The 20,942-nt window shown below is 64.2% G+C and carries 17 protein-coding genes, 1 tRNA gene and 1 pseudogene; 10 read left to right on the top strand and 9 right to left on the bottom strand.

Annotation, left to right across the window (positions count from 1 at the left end; genetic code table 11):
• Positions 1–51 precede the first annotated feature (51 nt).
• From glyA to CSC67_RS12515, 4 genes are read left to right on the top strand one after another with little or no spacing between them, the layout of a single operon-like run.
• Positions 52–1,296, top strand: coding sequence for a serine hydroxymethyltransferase (gene glyA, locus CSC67_RS12530; RefSeq protein ID WP_118994867.1), 1,245 nt, complete (start codon positions 52–54; stop codon positions 1,294–1,296).
• 39 nt (positions 1,297–1,335) lie between these two features.
• Complete coding sequence (gene nrdR, locus CSC67_RS12525) at positions 1,336–1,812, top strand: transcriptional regulator NrdR (RefSeq protein ID WP_118994866.1); 477 nt, start codon at positions 1,336–1,338, stop codon at positions 1,810–1,812.
• Between the two features lie 15 nt (positions 1,813–1,827).
• Complete coding sequence (gene ribD, locus CSC67_RS12520; RefSeq protein WP_167752884.1) at positions 1,828–2,979, top strand: bifunctional diaminohydroxyphosphoribosylaminopyrimidine deaminase/5-amino-6-(5-phosphoribosylamino)uracil reductase RibD; 1,152 nt, start codon at positions 1,828–1,830, stop codon at positions 2,977–2,979.
• A 27-nt stretch (positions 2,980–3,006) separates the two neighbouring features.
• Positions 3,007–3,630, top strand: coding sequence for a riboflavin synthase (locus CSC67_RS12515; RefSeq protein WP_118994865.1), 624 nt, complete (start codon positions 3,007–3,009; stop codon positions 3,628–3,630).
• A gap of 37 nt (positions 3,631–3,667) precedes the next feature.
• Here the strand turns inward: CSC67_RS12515 and CSC67_RS12510 are convergent, their stop codons facing one another.
• The gene (locus CSC67_RS12510; protein WP_118994864.1) at positions 3,668–4,405 is read right to left on the bottom strand and encodes a GntR family transcriptional regulator; all 738 of its coding nucleotides are present in this window, start codon (positions 4,403–4,405) and stop codon (positions 3,668–3,670) included.
• 231 nt (positions 4,406–4,636) lie between these two features.
• Between CSC67_RS12510 and CSC67_RS12505 the strand changes: the two genes are divergently transcribed.
• The 4 genes from CSC67_RS12505 to CSC67_RS21250 all read left to right on the top strand — a co-directional run bounded on the left by CSC67_RS12505 (position 4,637) and on the right by CSC67_RS21250 (position 7,775).
• Positions 4,637–6,472 carry a thiamine pyrophosphate-binding protein gene (locus CSC67_RS12505; RefSeq protein ID WP_118994863.1) on the top strand — a complete coding sequence of 612 codons (1,836 nt, stop codon included), beginning with the start codon at positions 4,637–4,639 and terminating at the stop codon, positions 6,470–6,472.
• Positions 6,473–6,481: 9 nt separating this feature from the next.
• Entirely contained in the window at positions 6,482–7,294 is an 813-nt protein-coding gene (locus tag CSC67_RS12500) for an NAD(P)-dependent oxidoreductase (RefSeq protein WP_118994862.1), read from the top strand.
• 81 nt (positions 7,295–7,375) lie between these two features.
• Positions 7,376–7,466 (top strand) — tRNA-Ser (locus CSC67_RS12495).
• A 117-nt stretch (positions 7,467–7,583) separates the two neighbouring features.
• Entirely contained in the window at positions 7,584–7,775 is a 192-nt protein-coding gene (locus tag CSC67_RS21250) for a hypothetical protein (RefSeq protein WP_135227466.1), read from the top strand.
• 11 nt (positions 7,776–7,786) lie between these two features.
• Here CSC67_RS21250 and CSC67_RS12490 read toward each other — a convergent pair whose 3' ends face one another.
• From CSC67_RS12490 to CSC67_RS12465, 6 genes and pseudogenes are all read right to left on the bottom strand, one after another.
• Complete coding sequence (locus CSC67_RS12490) at positions 7,787–8,968, bottom strand: GGDEF domain-containing protein (RefSeq protein WP_135227465.1); 1,182 nt, start codon at positions 8,966–8,968, stop codon at positions 7,787–7,789.
• A gap of 120 nt (positions 8,969–9,088) precedes the next feature.
• A pseudogene (locus CSC67_RS12485) lies at positions 9,089–11,142 on the bottom strand (putative bifunctional diguanylate cyclase/phosphodiesterase).
• A 294-nt stretch (positions 11,143–11,436) separates the two neighbouring features.
• Positions 11,437–12,435 carry an AraC family transcriptional regulator gene (locus CSC67_RS12480; protein ID WP_167752883.1) on the bottom strand — a complete coding sequence of 333 codons (999 nt, stop codon included), beginning with the start codon at positions 12,433–12,435 and terminating at the stop codon, positions 11,437–11,439.
• A 135-nt stretch (positions 12,436–12,570) separates the two neighbouring features.
• On the bottom strand, positions 12,571–13,086 hold the full coding sequence (locus CSC67_RS12475) for a flavin reductase family protein (protein ID WP_118994859.1): 516 nt from the start codon (positions 13,084–13,086) through the stop codon (positions 12,571–12,573).
• Positions 13,083–14,180: an LLM class flavin-dependent oxidoreductase gene (locus CSC67_RS12470; RefSeq protein ID WP_118994858.1), complete on the bottom strand. Its 1,098-nt coding sequence runs from the start codon at positions 14,178–14,180 to the stop codon at positions 13,083–13,085. The genes CSC67_RS12475 and CSC67_RS12470 overlap by 4 nt, the downstream gene beginning before the upstream one ends.
• A gap of 603 nt (positions 14,181–14,783) precedes the next feature.
• Positions 14,784–15,860, bottom strand: coding sequence for a metal-dependent hydrolase (locus CSC67_RS12465; RefSeq protein WP_118994857.1), 1,077 nt, complete (start codon positions 15,858–15,860; stop codon positions 14,784–14,786).
• Positions 15,861–15,988: 128 nt separating this feature from the next.
• Here CSC67_RS12465 and CSC67_RS12460 point away from each other — a divergent pair, with 128 nt between their 5' ends.
• Positions 15,989–17,197 (top strand): amino acid aminotransferase, encoded by a 1,209-nt coding sequence (locus CSC67_RS12460; RefSeq protein WP_118994856.1) that lies wholly within the window; start codon positions 15,989–15,991, stop codon positions 17,195–17,197.
• A gap of 100 nt (positions 17,198–17,297) precedes the next feature.
• Here the strand turns inward: CSC67_RS12460 and CSC67_RS12455 are convergent, their stop codons facing one another.
• On the bottom strand, positions 17,298–18,809 hold the full coding sequence (locus CSC67_RS12455; protein ID WP_118994855.1) for a CoA-acylating methylmalonate-semialdehyde dehydrogenase: 1,512 nt from the start codon (positions 18,807–18,809) through the stop codon (positions 17,298–17,300).
• Positions 18,810–18,924: 115 nt separating this feature from the next.
• Between CSC67_RS12455 and CSC67_RS12450 the strand changes: the two genes are divergently transcribed.
• Complete coding sequence (locus CSC67_RS12450) at positions 18,925–19,884, top strand: LysR family transcriptional regulator (protein WP_118994854.1); 960 nt, start codon at positions 18,925–18,927, stop codon at positions 19,882–19,884.
• On the opposite strand, the gene CSC67_RS12445 is transcribed toward CSC67_RS12450, so the two are convergent.
• A complete protein-coding gene (locus tag CSC67_RS12445) occupies positions 19,856–20,908 on the bottom strand; it encodes a D-2-hydroxyacid dehydrogenase family protein (protein ID WP_118995052.1) in 1,053 nt (350 codons plus the stop codon). The genes CSC67_RS12450 and CSC67_RS12445 overlap by 29 nt on opposite strands.
• Positions 20,909–20,942: the final 34 nt, after the last annotated feature.

The following is a 20,942-nucleotide window of genomic DNA, read 5'->3' as shown; positions in this document are numbered from 1 at the left end:
CCCGCCGAGCAGTATCTGCGCCATACCAAGCCATACAATCTAGGAAGCCTCATGTTTGACCGTTCACGCACTCTTGACCAAGTCGACCCCGAACTGTGGGCCGCAATCCAGAAAGAAGACGTCCGTCAAGAGCAACACATCGAGTTGATCGCCTCTGAGAACTACACCAGCCCTGCCGTCATGCAGGCCCAGGGCACGCAACTGACCAACAAGTATGCAGAGGGCTATCCCGGCAAGCGCTACTACGGCGGCTGCGAATACGTCGACATCGTCGAGCAATTGGCCATCGACCGCCTGAAAAAGCTGTTCGGCGCCGAAGCGGCCAACGTGCAGCCCAATTCGGGCTCGCAGGCCAATCAGGGCGTCTACATGGCGGTGCTCAAGCCCGGCGATACCGTGCTGGGCATGAGCCTGGCCGAAGGCGGCCACCTCACGCACGGCTCGTCGGTCAATGCTTCCGGCAAGCTGTACGACTTCAAGTCCTATGGCCTGAACGACAAAGAAGAAATCGACTATGGCCAGCTCGAAGAGCTCACCAAGCAGCACAAGCCCAAGCTGCTCGTGGGCGGCGCCTCGGCCTACGCGCTGCGCATCGATTTTGAACGCATGGCCCGTATCGCGCACGACAACGGCGCGCTGTTCATGGTCGACATCGCCCACTATGCCGGCCTGGTGGCCGGAGGGGCCTATCCCAATCCCGTGCCTTACGCCGATTTCGTCACCAGCACCACGCACAAGTCGCTGCGCGGTCCGCGCGGCGGCGTCATCATGATGAAGGCCGAGCACGAAAAGATCGTCAATTCGGCCATCTTCCCCGGCATCCAGGGCGGCCCGCTGATGCACGTCATCGCCGGCAAGGCCGTTGCCTTCCAGGAAGCCCTGCAGCCCGAATTCAAAGAATACGCGGCCCAGGTGGTCAAGAACGCCGACGTCCTGGCCCGCACGCTGGTCGAGCGCGGCCTGCGCATCGTGTCGGGCCGCACCGAAAGCCATGTCATGCTGGTCGATCTGCGCGCCAAGGGCATCACCGGCAAGGCTGCCGAAGAAGCGTTGGGCAAGGCGCACATCACGGTCAATAAAAACGCCATTCCCAACGACCCCGAAAAGCCCTTCGTCACCAGCGGCATCCGCCTGGGTACGCCGGCCATGACCACGCGGGGCTTCAAAGAAGGCGAGGCCGAACTCACCGCCCATCTCATCGCCGACGTGCTGGACAACCCCGATAACGAAGCCGCCATCGCCGACGTGCGCGCCCGGGTCAACGAGCTGACCGCGCGCCTGCCGGTCTACAGCTAGCCACCCCTCACCGCCCGGGGTACCCGGGCACAGGCTGCCATGAAATGTCCTTTCTGTAGCAGTTTCGATACGCAGGTCATCGACTCGCGGGTTTCCGAAGAGGGCGACACCATTCGGCGGCGCAGGCGCTGCGCCGCCTGCGACCGCCGCTTCACCACTTACGAGCGGGTCGAGCTGGTGATGCCTGCGGTGGTCAAGCGCAACGGTACGCGCGTCGAATACGACCCGGCCAAGCTGCGCGGCAGCCTCAATCTCGCCTTGCGCAAACGGCCTGTGGACACCGAAGAGGTCGACGCCGCCGTTGCCCGCATCGAAGAAAAACTGCTCACCAGCGGCCGGCGCGAAATCAGCTCGGGCAGCCTGGGCGAACTGGTGATGGACGAGCTCAAGCATCTCGACCACGTCGCCTATGTGCGCTTCGCGTCGGTGTATAAAAGCTTCGAAGACATCAGCGAATTCGTGAGGGCCATCGATGAAATCAAGGTGCCGCCCAAGCCCAAGGGCAATGGCTCATAGCGGCGGGTCGGCAGCATGAACGAGCCCCTGCCCACCCCCGCAGGCCGCTGCGATGCAGACGAAGAATGGATGCGGCGCGCCATCGCCCTCAGCCGGCAGTCTCTTTACATCACCACGCCCAATCCCCGCGTCGCCTGCCTGATCGTGCGCGACGGCCGCTTGCTTGCTTCGGGCGTCACTCAGAAGGCGGGCGGCCCGCACGCCGAGGTGATGGCCCTGCGCCAGGCAAAAGAGCACGGCATATCGACGCAGGGCGCCACCTTCTACGTCACGCTGGAGCCCTGCAGCCACCATGGCCGCACGCCGCCTTGCGTCGATGCCTTGATCGAGGCCCGCCCCGAGCGGGTGGTGGTGGCCATGACCGATCCCAATCCGCTCGTTTCCGGCCGGGGGCTGGCCAAGCTCGAGGCGGCCGGCATCGCCGTAAGCGGTCCGCTTTGCGCCGGCGAGGCGCTGGAGGTCAACCCCGGCTTCGTGGCGCGCATGACGCGCGGCACTCCGTGGGTATGGCTCAAGACCGCCGCATCGCTGGACGGGCGCACCGCCTTGGGCAACGGCGTGTCGCAGTGGATCACCGGGCCGCAGGCCCGCGCCGACGGCCACCATTGGCGCGCGCGCAGTTGCGTGGTGCTGACCGGCGCCGGCACCGTGCTGGCCGACGACCCGCTACTCAATGTGCGCGAGGTGCACACGCCGCGCCAGCCGGTCAAGGCCGTCATCGACACCGGCCTGCAGGTGCCCGAGAACGCCCGCCTGTTCGACGGTTCGCCCGCATGGGTGTTTACGGCCAGCGACGATCCCGTCAAGGCGCAGCGGCTGGCCGACCGCAATGTGCAGGTGGTGCGCATGCCGCTGGACAACGATAGGGTGCATCTGCCTTCGGTGATGCGCTGGCTGGGCGAGCATGACGTCAACGAAGTGCACGTCGAAGCGGGCTCCGTCCTGAGCGGCGCCTTGCTTCAAGCCGGCTGCGTGGACCAGTTGCTGGTATATCTGGCCCCCATGCTGCTGGGCGCGGGGCGGCCCATGGCGGAACTGCCGGTGCTGCAAGAACTCGAACAGGCTTTGCGCTTCGAGTTCCATGACCTGGCCGGCCTGGGCGCCGACGTGCGCCTCCTGGCCAGAAAGCCGCAGGCATGGCGCGGCTTGCTCGACGCCGTATCCTGATCTTTACACACTACAAGGAAGCAATTCATGTTCACAGGCATAGTGGCCGCGGTCGGCACCATCACCAAGGTCCAGCCCCTGGGCGAAGGCGACCGGGAAGCCGGCCTGCGGCTCGCCGTCCACGCGCCCGGCTTTCCCCTGCAGTCGACCCGGCTGGGCGATTCCATCGCCATACAAGGCGCGTGCATGACCGTCGTCGAGCTCGAGGGCGATTCCTTCAGCGTCGATGTCTCGCGCGAAAGCCTCAACCTCACCGTCGGCCTGGATGCGCCGGGCGAAGTAAACCTGGAGCACGCCCTGCGCCTGGGCGATTCGCTGGATGGGCATCTGGTCTCCGGCCACGTCGACGGCGTGGGCACCGTGGCGGCGTTCGAGCCGGTGGGCGAGTCCTGGGACCTGCGCATAGACGCGCCTGTGCATCTGGCCAAATACCTGGCCTACAAGGGATCGATCACCGTCAACGGCGTAAGCCTTACGGTCAATCAGGTCGAAGACCACGCGCAAGGCTGCCGCATCCGCATCAACCTCATTCCCCACACCGTCCAGGTCACGACACTCAAGCACCTGCATGCCGGCGCGGCCGTCAACCTCGAGGTGGACACCATTGCCCGCTATGTCGAGCGCATGGTGTCGCTGGCTGCCAAAGGCTGACGCCGTCAATACTAAAAGCTAAAAGGCTCCGGACGCCTCAAGACACCGCCCGGAAATACTCGTGGTGGCGGCTGTCGATGTGCGAGACCCGATACTCCACCGGCTGATCGTTGTACGAATAGGCCACCCGGCGCACCTGCAGCAGGGGCAGGCCGGGCTCGACGCCCAGCCGGCGGGCATGTTCGCCCTCGGCAATGCAGGCCTGGACGCCCTCTTCGATGCGCACCACATTGATGCCGTACGCGACCTGGTAAAGGTTGTACAGGGTGCTGGGCCGCCGATGCACTTTCTCGGCCGTCAGGTCGGGGAACAGCGCTTGTGAAAGCGTGATGTCCTCGATCAGCAGCGGCTTGCCGTCGATTGAACGCACGGTGGCGATCCGATAGGTGCGCGTCCCGACGGCGATGCCCAGCTTGGCGGCGACCGTTCTATCCGCCCGGCCCTTGGAGAAACCCACTATCTCCAATTGCGGATAGGTGCGCTGCCCGTCGCTGTCGATCAGGTTGAAAAAGCGGAACAGACGCGGGCCGCGGTTATGAACCGCCACGAAAGTGCCCCGGCCCTGATGCCGGACCAGAATGTTCTCGGACACGAGTTCATCGATCGCCTTGCGCAGGGTGCCGATCGACACGCCGAAGCGCGCGCACAGCTGTTTTTCCGATGGGATCATATCGCCCGGCTTCCATTCGCCGACGGACAGCGCCTGCACGATCTGGCGCTTGACCTCTTTGTAAAGGGGCAATCCGGAAGAGGAGGCGGGATCGAGAGTGGGCATGGGGCTTTGCATGGCGAGAGCGTCCGGCGGACGAAGAACCTGGGTCCGCCGATTATAGCCAAGCGCTCTGTTCACACGTTGGTCGTTTCATCCATGTTATACAACTCATATAGTTGACTTGGCGGGCCCCGCGATCTTATGATGGCCGCTTCGACGCGGCGCTGTGCGGAAGACGCCGCATCGTGAAGGCCGGGCGCAGGCTGCGGCTCGAAAATGAGAGCAAGGAGACCCATGAACACCCTCGCCAGACCCACGGAAGTCCTGCCGCCGGCCGACGATATCGGCAACGACGCGCCTCCCCCCGCCGTCGTGCCGTCGGCCCAGCGCTGGGGCTCCGATGTCATTGTCGACCTGCTGCACCAGTACAAGATGCCCTATGCCGCGCTGAACCCGGGCGCCAGCTATCGCGGCCTGCACGACTCCATCGTCAACTACGGCGACAACTATCCCCGCATGATGCTGTGCCAGCATGAGGAAACCGCGGTGCAGATCGCGCACGGCTATGCAAAAGCCAGCGGCAAGCCGATGGTGGCGATTCTTCACAACCTGGTCGGCCTGCTGCATGCCAATATGGCGGTGTACTACGCCTACGTCGACCGGGCTCCGATCTTCATCGTCGGCGCCACCGGGCCGATGGACGAATCCAAGCGGCGCCCTCACATCGACTGGATCCACACCGCCCATGTGCAGGGCCAGGCGGTGCGCGATTACACCAAATGGGACTACCAGCCCCACACGGTGGACGGCGTGCCCGAATCGTTCGCCCGCGCCTACGGGGTGATGATGACGGAGCCGCAAGGCCCCATCTACATGTGCTATGACGCCTGGCTGCAGGAGAAGCCGCTGGAGCATGATGTGCCGTTGCCGCCCGCCGAGGCCATGGCCGTGCCGACGCCCATGGCGCCCGACCCCGCGGCCTTGAGCAAGGCCGCCGACATGCTGGCCCAGGCCCAGCGTCCCGTCATCCTGGTGGAATATGCCGGCCGCCATCACCCTTCCTTCGATGCCTTGGTGGAACTGGCCGAGACGCTGGGCGCGCCGGTTTTCGACATCAACGCGCGCCTGAATTTTCCCAATCGCCATCCCTTGAACATGAGCATGGTGAAGGACGTGTTCCGTGATGCCGACCTCATGCTGTGCCTGGACGTGCGCGACTGGGAGAAGCCCACCACGGAGCTCGTCAGCACCACCCGCCAGCTGGGCGAACTGGTGCCGGTCTCGGCCAAGTGGATAGACATCGGCTTCAGCGATGTCGAGTTGTCGAGCTGGGCCATGGACTACCAGCGCCTGCTGCATGCCGACCTTCGCATCCTGGCGGACACGGCCGTGGCCATTCCCGCCCTGACAGGGCTGCTGCACGAGCGCATCGGGCGGGACACCGATCTGGCCGGCCGCATTGCCCGCCGCGGCGAGGAGACGGCGGGCAGGCACCGCGCCGCGCGCGCCAAGTGGCAGGAGCAGGCGCGACGCGACTGGGACGCGAGCCCCATGACCGCGCCGCGCCTGGCCAGCGAGATCTGGGAAGTCATCCGGCACGAAGACTGGGTGCTGACCGCCAATACGCTCGAAGACTGGACGCGCAAGCTCTGGGATTTCGACAAGCCCTACCGGCACCCCGGAAAGTCGCTGGGCACGGCCACGCAGTTCGGCATATCGCTGGGCGTCGCCCTGGCCCATCGCGACCATGGCCGCCTGGTGGTGGACATCCAGCCCGACGGCGACCTGATGTTCGATGCGGGCGCGCTATGGGTGGCGGCCAAGCACAGGATTCCCATGCTGGTGGTGATGTACAACAACCGCGCCTACTACAACGATTGGGAGCATCAGGTGCGCATGGCCAAGCATCGCGGCACTGCGCTGGACCGGGCCCACATAGGCATGGACATGGACGACCCGGCGCCCGATTTCGCCGCCCTGGCACGCTCCATGGGCTGGTATGCCGAAGGCCCCATCGAACACGCAGGGGACGTCGGGCCCGCCTTGCGCCGGGCCATCGAGCAGGTCAAGGCGGGCAAGCCGGCCCTGCTCGACACCATCACGCAGAAGCGATTTGAATTCAAGAGCTGAAGGTTCATCATGATCAAGACAGTAGGAGTCATAGGCGCCGGACGCATGGGCATGCCCATCGTCGGACACCTGAATCGCGCCGGTTTCGAGGTGCTCGTCAGCGAGCGCGACTCGGGGCGCCTGGCGGACATCAAAGAACGCGGCGGCCAGTGCGTCGAACTGGCCGAACTGGCTTCCCGAGCCGAGGTGGTGCTGATCTGCGTCGGCTACGAGGTCGAGGTGCGCGAGCTGCTGTGCGCGCCCGGCGGGCTGATCGAACTGGCGCGGCCGGGCGCCATCATTGCCGTGATGAGCACCACCCATCCCAAGTCCATGATCGAATTCGCCCGGCTGGGCGACGAGCGCGATCTCATCATCATGGATTCGACCGTGTGCCGGGGCGCCTGGGCGGCGGACGAAGGCACGCTGCTGTCTTTCGTCGGCGGCGAAGAAAAAGTGGTCGACAGGCTCGAGCCGGTCATGCGAGCTTATTCATCGGACGTGGTGCACACCGGCGGCATCGGCACGGCTCAGGCATCGCGCGCCGCCAACAACCAGATACTGTGGGCCTGCCTGGTCGCCAACCACGAGGCCCTGGCGCTTGCCCAGACCTACGACGTGAACATCGTTGCGCTGCGCCAGGCCTTGCTCAGCAGCAGCGCCACCAACGGTTCGCTGGCCGCCTGGGGCAAGCAGACCATGGCCTGGGCCGAGGACGACATGGCCATCGTCTCGGAAATGGCCGTCGAAAGCGGACTCTCGCTGCCGCAGTCGGGCGTGGTGCGCGAAGTCTGCCGCGCCCTGAAGCCGCGCCGCTATCGCCTGGAGGAGTACGGACGCTAGCCGGCCCGCGCCAAAGCCCCCCGATTCTGCTAAAATGGCGGACTTCGCTTTGCTGCTTTATTTGCAGAGCGCATGGAAATAGGACAGGTGGCCGAGTGGTTGAAGGCGCACGCCTGGAAAGCGTGTATACGTGAATAGCGTATCGGGGGTTCGAATCCCCCCTTGTCCGCCAGAAATTTCGACAATGGGCCGGCTTAGCCGGCCTTTTTGTTTTTGCGCCGGACGCCATGAGCTTGAAGTAAAAGGTTCAACTCTATAGAATAAGGGTTAACCCTTAGGAGGCTGAATCATGAATGAATTATTAATTTCAGTCTTGTTGGCGACCGCGGCGGTGCTGGCGATAGGCGCCATGCTGCTGCTCGGACTGATCGCCCTGGCCGGAATCGAACGCCCGAGCGGCGCGGGCTGGATGCAGCGGTTTTTGTGCCGCATTTCTTTCGACCGTCTGGGCTGCTGCGATGCGGCCGGCAGGGCGGGTTAGTTCTTCGCCCGCTACGCGACTTCTATGCAATTGCGGCCTCGCGACTTGGCCAGAAACAAGGCCTTGTCCGCGCGCCGCAAAATGTCTTCAAAGCTTTTGTCATCGTGCCGCCGCGCCGAGAGACCGGCGGATACCGTTATGGGGATGGCCTCGTCCGCATGCCGAAAATGTCCGCCTTCGATGCTGCGGCGCATGCGCTCGACCACGGCCCTTGCGTGGACGGCGTCCATATCCTTGAACAGGGCGATGAACTCCTCGCCCCCCGAGCGGGCCACCATGTCGGCCGAGCGAATCTGCTGACGCAGGCGATTGGCGATGTGGACCAGGGCCTGGTCGCCCGCTTCGTGGCCGAATCCGTCGTTGATGGACTTGAAGTCGTCTATGTCCAGCACCGCCACCGCGAATCCTCCCAGCGAGTCGGCGGCTTCGTTGAACATGTGCGCCCCGCGTTCGGTGACGGCGCGGCGATTGGGCAGATTGGTGAGGAAATCCGTAGCGGCGGCATGTTCGAGCCTGACCCTGAGCATGTCCGAACACAGCATGAGGAATGCCGTGGTGCCCACGATCGGCAGCATGGTAAGGACGATGGCGGACACGAGGTTCCAGCCGCTGGCGCCTGTCTCGATGTGGAAGTCGGCGGGAAGATCCATCGACGTGTAGATGCCGAGCCGCACGGCGGTGCAGATGAAGAGCAATGAAAACAGCGCGATCAGCAGCTTGCGGCTCGAGGAGAATTGCTCAGGGGGACGCTTGAAGAGGGTCTGCAGGGCCGTCAGCGCGAGGGCCAGCCATGCGAGCGCCGCAATGACCACCCGGATCTTGAAATCGGGAAATACCGCCGAAAACCAGAAAATGCCGATCGTGACGCCCAGGGCCGGCGCGTATAGCGAAGGATCGGGCCGGATGCCGTTCACCTCGTGCAGCGCCAGGCTGTAGAAGGCCAGCCCGAAAGCCATGCAGCCGTTGGCCAGAGTCAGCATCACGAAGCGGGGCAGTGGTTCTCCGAAGGCGAAAAGGGCGCAGCCGAGCGCGATCAGCAGCGTGCCCCATTGCCAGAACCTTGCGGCCGGTCGCAACAGGTCGGGCAGGCTGCGGTAGGCGATGGCCAGGACCGTGCCGTTGGCGAGTATCGTCAATGAAATGATGGTGAAGACCGTCTTTGCGTCCACGTCGAAACTACCCCGAAGTTTCACACCGCGCCATGCCGTCGGAGGTTCGCGGGTGTCATGCGCTCGGTCGCTTGCTGCGCGCCCGTCCGGCCGAGCGAAAAAATTTGCCTATTCTACTTTGGGCCTGAAGGCGGCCCTGCGCCCTCAGGCGTGCAGGCCGGGAAATTCCGCACCGGACACCGGATGCCCCAATAGATAGCCTTGCAGCGAATCGCAGCCGAGTTCGCTCAGGAACTCTGCTGAGCCGGCGTCTCCACGCCTTCGGCGACGATCTTCAGCTGCAGCGCCTTGCCCAGCGCAATGATGGCCGAGACGATGGCCGCATCCTCCGTGTCGCGCACCAGCTCGCTGATGAATCCCCGGTCGATCTTCAATTCGCTGGCCGGCAGGCGCTTGAGGTAGAGCAGGCTCGAATAGCCCGTGCCGAAATCGTCGATCGAGATCTTCACGCCGAGCTCGTCCAGCTGCCGGAGGATGGTCATGCTGGCGTCCACGTTGCGCATGGCGGTCGACTCGGTGATTTCGAGCACCAGGCAGCCCGGCGGAAGCCCGTGGCGCCTGAGCGCGCTTCCGACCGTCTGGATCAGGTCGGCGTGGGCGAACTGCAGCGGCGACAGGTTGACCGATACGGTCCAGTCATGGCCTTGATCGCGCCATTCCTTCAGTTGGCGGCACGCTTCGTTCAGCACCCAGTTGTCGATGTCGATGATGAGGCCGGTTTTTTCGGCCGTGGGGATGAAGTCGTCGGGCATGATGAGGCCGCGCCGCGGATGCAGCCAGCGCACCAGCGCCTCCGCGCCTTGCGGTGGGCCGTTCGGGTCGTCGAACCGGGGCTGGTAGTGAAGCAGCAGCTCTCCTTGTTCTACCGCTTTGCGCAGGTCCTGCACCAACTGCAGGTGTCCTTCCGCGTTGGCGTTCATCGAGGGATCGAAGAAGGAATAGCCGTTGCGTCCCATGTCCTTGCGATAATACATGGCGGCGTCGGCGTTGATGAGCAGGGCGTCCGCATCCAGGCCGTCTTCGGGATAAATGGCGATGCCGATGCTGGCGGAAAGGCGCAGTTCGAATCCACGTATGTTGTAAGGCCGGGCCACCAGGTCGACGATCTCAGCGGCGAGCGTGGCGATGTCCTCGGCCCCGTCGATCTGACTCAGCACCACGAATTCGTCGCCGCCGAAACGGGCCACGGTGTCTTCTCCGCGGATGCCGGACCTGATGCGCTTTGCGGTTTCGATGAGCAATTCATCGCCGACGGCGTGGCCATAGGCATCGTTCACCGTCTTGAAGCCGTCCAGATCCATGAACAATATGGTGAAGCGGCTGTTGTTGCGCAGCGCCGTCTGCCTGGCCTGCTCGATGCGGTCTTCCAGCAACGCGCGATTGGGAAGATGCGTCAGCACATCATGCAGGGCCATGTGTTCCAAGGCTTTGTTGGCCTTGTGCAGTGATAGATTCAGCGCGCCTGTGCGCGATGCGTGGCGGCTGTCGAGTACGGTGATGACCAGCGCGATGGCCAGCACCGCGATCGTGACCATGGTGACCAGCACGGACAGCCAGTTGGTATCCACGCCGGCATTGGCCGCCAGACATAGGCTGCCCAGCGGGAAGCGAGCGGCCGCCATGCCGCTGTAGTGCATGCCGACGATGGCGCAGCCCATGACGATGGCCGCGGCGATCTTCAGGGTGGTGCGATGCGACCCATGGCGGCTCAGATAGGCGGTGATCCACAGGGCCGCCCCAGACGCCGTGACGGCGATGAACAGCGACAGCGCAAACCAGCCGGCATCGTAGACGATGCGCGGCAGCATCATCATGGCCTCCATGCCCAGATAATGCATGCCGGCCACGCCGAGGCCCATGACGAGGGCGCCCACGCAAAGGCGACGCGCCGTCAGGCGGCGCCGGCAGGCCACCCACAAGGCGAAGGCGGACGACGCAATGGCGACCAGCAGCGAAAGCAGGGTAAGCCACGGGTCGTAGCCCAGTTCTATCGGCACGCTGAAGGCCAGCATGCCTATGAAGTGCATGGACCAGATGCCCAACCCCATGGCGAAGGCGCCGCCGCCCAGCCACCACGCCGCGGTTCTGCCGCGTGTCTTGCTGATCTGGCTGGCCATGCTCAACGCAGTGTACGAAGCCAGTATGGCGACCAGAAAAGAGAAAACGACCAGGATGGCGTTATAGCTGCTTTCAAGCATGAGGAGGCGCGAGCGCGTCGTTGAACTGTTTTGTGTGCAAGTGTATCTCGCGCATCGAGCTTAGCCTCGGCGCAGCATTGCGCCGAGGCTAAGCGCCTTCATTTATATGAGCCGTTCTCATGATTCCAGGCTGCTGCATGAGGAAAGTGTCGTAACAAACGGCAGGTCTGCACCGGCTCGCCATGTAAAAGCAGAAGTATTGAAATAAATGGTGTCAAAAGGATTCTTGCTTGTCGTTACCTTCGGTGCGCGGTATCACGGCCCCTCATGCGCCGCCGCTTCGGCATCTCGTGTTCAGCCCTTGTGGCGTTTCAACGTGGCGGAAGGCAGCTCGTGGAAACGCTGCTGATAGGCGGCCGAGAACTGGCCCAGGTGGCCGAAGCCCCAGCGCAGCGCGGTTTGGGTCACGGTGGTGTCCGGCTGCGGGGCGGACAGCTCGGCGCGGACCGCGTTGAGCCGGATCTCTTTCAACTGCTGCATGGGCGAGGTGTTGCGGTACTTGCGGTAGCCCGCAAAAAGGCTGCGCATGCTGACGCCGACGTGGTCGGCGATGTCGCCCGCCGTAAGCGGCAGATGGGCGTTGTGTTCGATATAGGCCTCGGCACGCTTGACGAAGCCGGGCGCGATGGCGCCGAGCGGCTCGCGCGCGGCGTCCTGATTGTGCGGCAGCGTGCCCAGCAGGGACACCATCAGCGCTTCTTCGAATTGGGCGGCGATAAGGGGCTGGTCGAACAGCGAGCCTTCCGAGGCCTCGGTAAGCTGCCATTCGAGCAGCCGCTTCAATGAGCGGGTGGCGGGGCTGTGCAGCGGGATGGCGGGCGAGAAATTCAGCGGCCCGCCCGTGGGGCGGCCGTAATACTGCGCGCATTGCTGCTCGAAGGCCGAGCGCTCGACGCGGATGAACAGTTTCTCGGCATTGCGTTCGTGGCGCATGCGGAATTCGAGCGCGGGGCTGATGATGGTGGCCATGCCGGCGTCGGAGAGCACGCTTTGCGCACCGCAGTGGATGTTTTCCTGGCCTGAAATGGGCAGCTGGATCAGATAGAAGTCGTCGAGCCTGCCCGGTTCGATGTCCACCGTGGCGCCGTACAGCATGCGGCCGTAGCTGACTTTCTTGCCGCGCCGGAAATGCAGCTCGGTATTGAGCGATTGCGACCTGCCCACGACGCGCAGGTCGTGTTCGCAGAAAATCTGGCTGACCTCGTGGCGCACCTCGTCGGCGTCGCGCGAGGTGAACCGCGGGAAGCGGCTGAACAAATGGCTGCGCAAATGAGGGGAGAGTGCCGTCTGCATGTGCATTGCCTTTGGCGCCGGGCGGCTCCGCTTGGCGGCGCGGGCCGGGTCGGTGCGGCGGCCCGGGGTGCCTGAGGATGGAAAAGAACAGTTTAGTCCTAAACCATTCCGCCGCGCCCCGGGGTTTTCCTGGGGTCAGGGCGCCGCCGGCGGGGCGAAGGAGCCATATTGGCCTTGCCAATAAGTCAGCGGAGAATCGCCGGGCAGTACGCCGATGAAGGTGACCTTGCCCACGATGAGCGCATGCTGCCGGTGCTCCACGACTTTCTCGACGTCGCAGGCGAAGACGGCCAGCGCCTTGCGCGACAGCCATACGCCTTCGGCCGTCTGGGTCCAGCCATCGTCGGCATAGCGCTGGGCGCCGCGCAGGCCGCCCTTGCCCGAGAAGTTCTCGGCGACATGCTGCTGCGCGCGGCTCAGCACATTGATGCCGAATCGCCCTGCCTTCTCCAATACGGGCCAGGTAGAGGACGTCCTGTTGACCGAGATGAGCAGTTCGGGCGGGTCCATGGACACCGACACGACCGAGGTCGCGGTCAGCCCGGTGCGCTGCTCGCCGTCATTGGCGGTGATGACGCAGACGCCGCCGGCCATCTGGCGCATGGCCTGCCTGAACGCCTGGTTCAGATCCTGGTTCTGGTCTTGATTCATGGCTGCTTCTTCCGGATGCCGCGTTTTTCGAGTATGGGCAGCACCGTGTCGCGGAAATAGGGAAATTCGTCGGCGTAATGGAAGAACGACAGGGTGGTGCCCCTGAAGCCCGCTTCGTGCAGCTGGATGATGCCGTCGGCGACCTGCTCGGGCGTGCCGACCAGGGGAAAGCCGCCATGGCCGGCGGCGAAGCGCTCGCGGATCAGGGCCAGCAGGTCGTGCGGGAAGGATTGGGCGTGGGCGAACTGCAGGCGGACGAGGTTGTCGACGGCGGCCCAGTCGGCATTGTCCTGCAGCAGCTGCCAGCCTTCCTCTGCTTCTGCCTGGGTGGGCCGGCAGATGACATGGGCAAATGTCAGCACGCCCACCTTGCGGCCTAGGTCGGCCGCCTGCTGCTTGAGTTCGGCGACTTCCTGCTTGGAGCGGTTCAGGTCGATGGCGGGCGTGAACAGGAAGTTGGCGTTGCGCGAGGCGAATTCGCGGCCCAGGCCCGAGCCGGCGGCGTTGAAGATGGGAGGCAGGGCGTCGGGCTGGGGATAGCCGTAGGTGTTCTTGAGATGGAAGTACTTGCCGTCCCAGTCGAAGGGGCCGTCGTGGGTCCACAGCTTCTGGATGATGTCGAACCATTCCTGGGCATAGCCGTAGCGAGTCTCGTGGTCGTCGGGCAGGGTCAGGCCCAGGGCTTCGTACTCGGGCTTGTTCCAGCCGGCGACGACGTTCAGGCCGACGCGGTCGTTGCTCATCTGGGCGATGGTGGCCAGCTGTTTTGCGACGATGACGGGGTGGTTGGCCATGGTATGGATGGTGCCGAAGACGGTGATGCGCCGGGTGTGCGCCAGCAGGGCGGCGGCCCAGGTGATGGTCTCGAGCACGTAGCCATGGAAATTGGTTTCGCCGCCGTAGCCTATCCAGCGTGCGATGGGCAGCATGAAATCGATGCCGGCGTCGTCCAGCAGCTTGCCGAGCTTGAGGTTGCTTTCCCAGTCGGCGGGCCAGCGGCCGGGCAGCTTGGAGACGGTCATGCCGCCGGAGCAATTGCTGGCGAAGGTGCCGAGCAGGAAGTGGTCTTTTTGCAGGAAGGGATGGGTGTGCATGCCTGTCTCCGTTTTTATGTGTGCTTGAGCGTTTTGTGGTGATGGTTCTTGTGGCTCAAAGGTAAGTCGGGAGGCGGCGGCGGGGCTATCGGATCTGTGCAGATGGCTGTCTGATTCGTGCAGGAATTTTATTTGCCCAAGAGGGTGGCTTCATGCGTATCGGGACGTTTTTTGTTGCGTCTTTAAGTGCGGCCGATTTTGGGTTCTTTAAGCGCGGCCGATTTTGGGTTCTTGAGCGCTGCTGTGGGCGGCCTGGCTTGTACCGGGCGGTCGGGCGGACCGAGGCAGCGCCCTCCAACGCCCGGTACAAGCCAGGCCGCCCACATCAGCTTATAGCTGGGCAAGCCACACAAGCCGGCGTTCTATTGTCGGGCTGGAGAGTATTGAAGCCTCGCCAAATTCGTTAGACCACAATCTTGAGAGTTCGGCATCCGTGGCAATCCGCCAATGCGAGCCGTCGGGGGCGATGCTATTTAGCCCGGGCGTTGGAGGGCGCTGCCTCGGTCCGCCCGACCGCCCGGGCTAAATAGCATCGTCCACGGCGGCGTTTTAGAACCCAGATCAGCGGCGGATTCAAGAATACACATCGCAGAGACCATTTGCCTACTCATCTTGCGTGTTCGCCTCGCCAGCCGGAGCTTGCGTCATGCGCTCCGCCCAGGTCGCCAGAGGCAAGGGCGGGGTCTGCTGCCAGACACGGCGCACGACAGCCGACAGTTCGGAGGTGCCGCGCCGGGTGGGCCAGAATTCAGGCGTCCGGGGTTGCCAGGGAGCACCCGGCGAGGCGCGGTGGGCGAACAGAAAACGGAAGGAATAGTAGCCCGCGCCCAGACCCATGCGCAGGTCCGAGACCACGAGCTTGCCGTCGATGTCGTCGTAGCGCAGCCAGTCGCCCGAGAACCAGCGCAGGCCTTCGAGCGGCTCGAAAGGGGGCATGGCCCGGGCCAGCTCGGTATTCAGAGGAAGGCGCAGCTGTTCCGACGGCCGGCGGTCCAGGATCCCGGTGGTGGATTCATAGTACTGGCCGTCGGGAGTGCGCGCGACGACGCGCCATAGCAGGATGTTGAACGGCTGGGGCGTGGAGAACATGGCCTGCACCACGACGCCGTTGCTTTCGAGGCGATTCCGGACGCGGTTCTCGACGACCTGCTTGAAGGCGATCGAGGCGGCCAGATAGACGCAGCACCAGGCCAGGGTCCATCGCATGGCGCGCCGGGTGCGTTCGCCGGGGCCGGCGAACAGGGCGGCGATGACGGCCAGGGTCAAGGGCGCGGTGAAGAAAGGGTCGATGATGAAAAGGGTGGACCAGGCGGTGGGCGTTGGGCGCAGGGGCCACAGCAGCTGGGTGCCGTAGGCGGTAAAGGCGTCGAGCAGGGGGTGGGTGATCAGCGTCAGCCATATAGCCCAGAACAGGCGGCCCGCGCCATAGTGGGGCGATGGCCTCCAGTGCCGCAACGCAGCGGTCAGCGCAATGGACAATACGGTCAGCACGAACAGCGAATGCGAGAAGCCGCGATGGTTGATCATGGCCGAGACCGGGTCGGCGTAGCGTATGACCACGTCCAGGTCGGGCAGGGTGGCCAGCACGGCGCCGGCCACGATGGCCTTGCGGCCATGGAAGCGGCCCAGCATGGCGCCGCAGATGCCGGCTCCCAGTGCGGCTTGCGTAATGGAATCCATGTCGATCAAGCAAATTCGGAAAGCGCCAAGGATAACAGGCGGAGGTAGAATATACGCTTTGTCATCAATGCTCTGCCGGCGGCATGCCGCGTCTTTCGACGCCCTTGGCCCCGGCCCAAGGAAGAACCTTGTTCAGTACGCTTTCGGCCTATGCGGGCGACCCGATACTTTCTTTGCAGCTTGCCTACCGTGACGACGAACGGCCCGACAAGGTGAACCTGAGCATCGGCCTCTATTACGACGAAGAAGGCCGCATCCCGCGCCTGCCTTCGGTCAGCGAGGCGGCCAAGGTCGTGAACGCTTCGACGGCGCCCTGCGTCTACCTGCCCATGAGCGGCAGCCCGGCCTATTGCCGCGCGGCGCAGGGCCTGGTGTTCGGCGCCGATTCCGAAGCCCTGCAGGCGGGCCGGGTAGCCACCATCCAGACGGTCGGCGGATCGGGAGCGCTGAAAGTGGGCGCCGATGTGCTGCGCCGTTTCTTTCCGGATTCGACCGTGCGCATAAGCGGTCCCACCTGGGACAACCACCGCGCCATCTTCGAGGGCGCGGGGTTCGCCGTCGATGTCTATCCTTATTTCGACCATGCCGCGCAACGCCTCGATTTCGACGCGATGGCGGGCTATCTGTACGCCCTGCCGGAAGAGACCGTGGTCGTGCTGCATCCCTGCTGCCACAATCCCACCGGCGCCGAGCTCAGCACCGAGCAGTGGGACGAGATCGTGGACATCGTGATCGAGCGTCGGCTCATCCCTTTCCTGGATCTGGCCTATCAGGGCCTGGGCGAAGGCTTCGAGCGCGACGCTTATCTGGTGCGCGCGCTGACGGCGGCCAATGTGGCCTTTCTGGTGGCCAATTCTTTTTCCAAGATTTTTTCGCTGTACGGCGAACGCTGCGGCTCGCTGAGCATGGTGTGCGCGAACGCGGACGAGGCATCCCGCGCGCTGGGCCAGATGCAGCAGGCCGTGCGGCGCAATTATTCGAGTCCGCCGGCCCATGGCGGCCACCTGGTCGAGACGGTGTTGCTGGACCCTGCGCTGCGCGCCATGTGGGAAACCGAAGTCACGGCAATGCGCGACCGCATCCACGCCATGCGCAACCGCCTGCACCAAGGGCTGGTGCGCCATCACCCCGACTACGACTGGGACTTCCTGCTGGCGCAAAGCGGCATGTTCAGCTATGCGCCGGTCCTGGCGCCGCACATGGACAGGCTCATCCAGGCGCACGGCGTCTACATCATCGAGTCGGGCCGCATCTGTATCGCGGGGCTCAACAATCAGAATGTGGACCGCGTCGCCCAGGCGTTTGCCGCCGTATTGAAAGAAGCACCGGCCGCCTGAGGACGATGCGCCGGTCTGCCGCGGCGTCCTGTCGGCGCCTGCGCAGCGAAACGGGCGCCCGGATGGGGCTCGATGTGGCGCCCGCGAATTGCTTCACGGCCTACTTCGGCGCCGGCATGGCGAACTCCGCCCCTTTTCCGGTGCTTTCGGGCCAGCGCTGCATGATACTTTTTTGCTTGGTGTAGAAGCGCACTCCTTCCTCGCCATAGACGTGCATGTCGCCGAACAGCGATTTCTGCCAGCCGCCGAAGCCATGCCAGGCCATGGGCACTGGAATGGGCACATTGACGCCCACCATGCCGCACTGGACGCGCCGGCCGAACTCGCGCGCGATGTGGCCGTCGCGGGTATAGCACGACACGCCGTTGCCGAACTCATGGCTGTTGACCAGTTCCAGCGCGGAAGCAAAGTCGGCGACCCGCACGCAGGCCAGGACCGGGCCGAACACTTCTTCTTTGTAGATGCGCATGTGGGGCTCGACGCGATCGAACAGCGTGCCGCCCGTGAAAAAGCCTTGCTCGTGCCCCGGCACGGCATAGCCGCGCCCATCGACGACGAGCTCGGCGCCTTCGTCCACGCCCGACTGGATATAGCCTTCGATGCGTTCAAGCGCTTGCCGGGTGACGATGGGCCCCATCTCGGCTTGCGGATCCATGCCGTTGCGCACCACGAGCTGCCTTGCCCGTTCGGCGAGGCGGGGAACGATGCGGTCGGCGACGTCTCCGACCAGCACGGCGACCGAGATGGCCATGCAGCGTTCGCCGGCCGAGCCGTAGGCGGCGCCGACCAGGGCGTCGACGGCCTGGTCCAGATCGGCGTCGGGCATGACGACGAGATGGTTTTTTGCGCCGCCCAATGCCTGCACGCGCTTGCCGAAATGCGCGGCCTGCTCGTAGATGTAATGGGCGATGGGCGTTGAACCGACAAAACTGACCGCCTTGACGTCGGGGTGGGCGAGCAAGGCGTCGACCGCAGCCTTGTCGCCTTGCACGACGTTCAGCACGCCGTCGGGCAGGCCGGCTTCCTGAAACAGGCGGGCCATGTACAGCGAGGCCGAAGGGTCGCGTTCACTGGGCTTGAGAATGAAGCAGTTGCCGGCCGCAATGGCGACGGGAAACATCCAGCACGGCACCATGCAGGGAAAATTGAAGGGCGTGATGCCGGCGACCACGCCCAGCGGCTGGCGCAAGGTCCAGTTGTCCATGCCGGGCGAGACCTGATCCGTGAAATCGCCCTTGAGCAGCTGCGGAATGCCACAGGCGAACTCGATGACGTCGATGGCGCGCGAGACTTCGCCCTGCGCATCGCTGAATACTTTGCCGTGTTCGGCGGTAATGATGGCGGCCAGGGCGTCGCGATGCTGGTTCATCAGGCTCAGGAACTTGAACATGATGCGCGCCCGCCGCAGAGGCGAGGTGTCGGCCCATTCGTTGAAAGCCGCTTTGGCTCCGGCCACGGCCTGGTCGATGTCCTGGGATTCTGCAAGCACCACCTGACGGGCCGGCCGGCCCAGCGCGGGGTTGTAGACGTCTTGGCGGCGCCGGGCGGCTCCGGATGTGGCCCGGCCGTTGATGAAGTGGCCGACGTCGGCGGTGTCGTTGTAGGCTTGCATTGTATTGTCGAAGGGATTTTCCGGTTGCGGAGGATCTCAGTTTACGCGGCCAGTGTCTCCATGCGATAGATCGGAACACTGGATTCATTGTTCAGTATATTGAATAATGCCCGTTATGAAAGACAAGAAAATAGCGTCGCTGTGGTCACATGTGCATTGGTTATCGGTGTTGGCCCGGCAGGGAAGCTTTTCCAGTGCTGCGGCCTATCTGAACGTCAGCAAGGCGGCTATGAGCCAGCGCATTGCCGAACTTGAACAGGCCGCCGGCGTGCCACTCGTGCAGCGCACGACCCGCAGCGTGCGTCTTACTGAAGCGGGCCAGCAGCTTGCCGAAAACACACAAGGCGCGTTCGATCAGATCTCTGACAGCTTCGAGGCGGTACGTGAACTGGCGATTTCCCCGCAGGGAACGCTGCGCTTGAGCGCACCGGTTGCATTGGCGCGTCAACAACTGGTGCCGTTGTTTGCCGCCTTCTTGAAAGAGAATCCGCGCATCCGTATCGAACTCGTGCTCTCGGATCACCTCAGCTCGCTGTCCGGCGAGGGGTTCGATCTAGCGATCCGCCACACCTCGACGCCGCCCGACAATTATGTGGCATGGGCGCTGTGTGGCGTCCGGTCTGTGCTGGTGGCCAGCCAGCCCTATCTGGACCGTTGCGGTACCCCCGAGCATCCGTCAGCCTTGGCCGATCATGCTTGCCTGCATTATCCGCGCCGGCAAAGCAATGCTGTGTGGACATTCGAGGCGGCTGCCAAAGGCAGGGCGGAGCCGCGGCGCCATGTTGTCGCGGTGGGTGGGCCTTTTGCGGTCAACAACAGCGAAGGCTTGCGGGAGGCTGCGCAGGCGGGCCTTGGCTTGACGATATTGCCCGATTTCTCCGCGCAAGGGGCGCTGACCCGGGGCGACCTTGTCCAGGTGCTGCCGGACTGGCGTCCGGTCGGTGTGTTCGGCGAGGCGCTTTATGTCATCAGGCCCTATACCACCCATGTGCCTCGGGCGGCCCAATTGCTGGTCGCGTACTTGCGTGATGCATTCAGGAACGGCTTCACCCTTGAGGGTGGTTCATCAACTTAGGGTAGCCCTTCGGGCTGGTTCCCACGGTAAAGCCGGCGAGCGCCGCTTTCTGACGCGGGTGGCTGATTGCCTGAGGATTCAACAGATGATCTTGCCGCCCCTGCAGGTACCAGAGGATATTGTCGAAGGCCTGGCCATAGAAGGACTCGTAATTGTCGCGCTCGACGAAGCCGAGATGCGGGGTGCACAGCACATTGGGCAGGTGCAGCAGGGGATGGCGGGCGCCCAGCACGGGCTCGCTCTCGTAGACGTCGACCGCGGCGAAGCCCGGGCGGCCGTGGCGCACGGCCCGTTCGAGCGCGCCGGGCTGCAGCAGCTCGGCGCGGCTGGTATTGACGAACAGCGCCGAGGGCTTCATGCGCTGCAAGTCGCTGCGTGTGACCAGGCCGTGGGTGGCGCGCAGCAGCCGCAGATGCAGGCTGAGCACGTCGCTTTCGGCAAAAAAGGCCTCGCGCGACGGGGCCGCCTCGAAGCCGTCGGCGGCAGCCTGCATTCTGGAGTTTTCGCTGCCCCATATCCACACCCGCATGCCGAAGACCTTGCCGTAGGCGGCCACCTGCTTGCCGATGCGCCCATAGCCCCAGATGCCCAGGGTGGCGCCTTGCAGCTTGCAGCCCAGATGCCCTTGCCACAGGCCGTCGCGCAGCCGATTGGCCTCGGCCACCAGATGCCGCCGGCTGGCGAGCACAAGGGCCCAGGTCAATTCGGCGGTTGCGGTGCCGGTGCTGTGGGTCTCGGCCACCGCCACGCCGTGCCGCGTGCAGGCTTCCACGTCGATGTGCGAACCGGCCCGGCCGGTCTGGCTGATGAGGCGCAGCCGGGGCAGCTGTTCGAGCAGGGTGGCGGATATCTGGGTGCGCTCGCGGGTGAGCACCAGCGCCTCGGCCAGGGCGAAGCGAGAGGCGAGCGAGGCCAGGTCTTTGGGCGAGTCGTGAAACACCTGTACGCTGTGCCCAAGCAGTTTCTCGAAACAGGACAGGTAGCGTACGCAATCCTGGTAGTCGTCGGGGATGATGATGTGCATAGGCGGACCCGATGCCGGTTCGCCCGGCGAAGCC

Origin of the sequence: Pusillimonas caeni (assembly GCF_003545815.1) — a bacterium.
Lineage (GTDB): Bacteria > Pseudomonadota > Gammaproteobacteria > Burkholderiales > Burkholderiaceae_B > Pusillimonas > Pusillimonas caeni.
The sequence above is the reverse complement of the archived record's forward strand: the minus strand, read 5'-3'. Positions and strand labels throughout refer to the sequence as shown.

Excerpts from the sequence above, each read along its gene's own strand:
- CSC67_RS12470 (WP_118994858.1), bottom strand. The coding sequence starts at position 14,180 with ATGCACACCCATCCCTTCCTGCAAAAAGACCACTTCCTGCTCGGCACC.
- CSC67_RS12475 (WP_118994859.1), bottom strand. The coding sequence starts at position 13,086 with ATGAATCAAGACCAGAACCAGGATCTGAACCAGGCGTTCAGGCAGGCC.
- CSC67_RS12450 (WP_118994854.1), top strand. The coding sequence starts at position 18,925 with ATGAAAGACAAGAAAATAGCGTCGCTGTGGTCACATGTGCATTGGTTA.
- nrdR (WP_118994866.1), top strand. The coding sequence starts at position 1,336 with ATGAAATGTCCTTTCTGTAGCAGTTTCGATACGCAGGTCATCGACTCG.
- CSC67_RS12515 (WP_118994865.1), top strand. The coding sequence starts at position 3,007 with ATGTTCACAGGCATAGTGGCCGCGGTCGGCACCATCACCAAGGTCCAG.
- CSC67_RS12465 (WP_118994857.1), bottom strand. The coding sequence starts at position 15,860 with ATGGATTCCATTACGCAAGCCGCACTGGGAGCCGGCATCTGCGGCGCC.
- CSC67_RS12455 (WP_118994855.1), bottom strand. The coding sequence starts at position 18,809 with ATGCAAGCCTACAACGACACCGCCGACGTCGGCCACTTCATCAACGGC.
- CSC67_RS12480 (WP_167752883.1), bottom strand. The coding sequence starts at position 12,435 with ATGCAGACGGCACTCTCCCCTCATTTGCGCAGCCATTTGTTCAGCCGC.
- CSC67_RS12500 (WP_118994862.1), top strand. The coding sequence starts at position 6,482 with ATGATCAAGACAGTAGGAGTCATAGGCGCCGGACGCATGGGCATGCCC.
- CSC67_RS21250 (WP_135227466.1), top strand. The coding sequence starts at position 7,584 with ATGAATGAATTATTAATTTCAGTCTTGTTGGCGACCGCGGCGGTGCTG.
- ribD (WP_167752884.1), top strand. The coding sequence starts at position 1,828 with ATGAACGAGCCCCTGCCCACCCCCGCAGGCCGCTGCGATGCAGACGAA.
- CSC67_RS12505 (WP_118994863.1), top strand. The coding sequence starts at position 4,637 with ATGAACACCCTCGCCAGACCCACGGAAGTCCTGCCGCCGGCCGACGAT.
- CSC67_RS12445 (WP_118995052.1), bottom strand. The coding sequence starts at position 20,908 with ATGCACATCATCATCCCCGACGACTACCAGGATTGCGTACGCTACCTG.
- CSC67_RS12510 (WP_118994864.1), bottom strand. The coding sequence starts at position 4,405 with ATGCCCACTCTCGATCCCGCCTCCTCTTCCGGATTGCCCCTTTACAAA.
- glyA (WP_118994867.1), top strand. The coding sequence starts at position 52 with ATGTTTGACCGTTCACGCACTCTTGACCAAGTCGACCCCGAACTGTGG.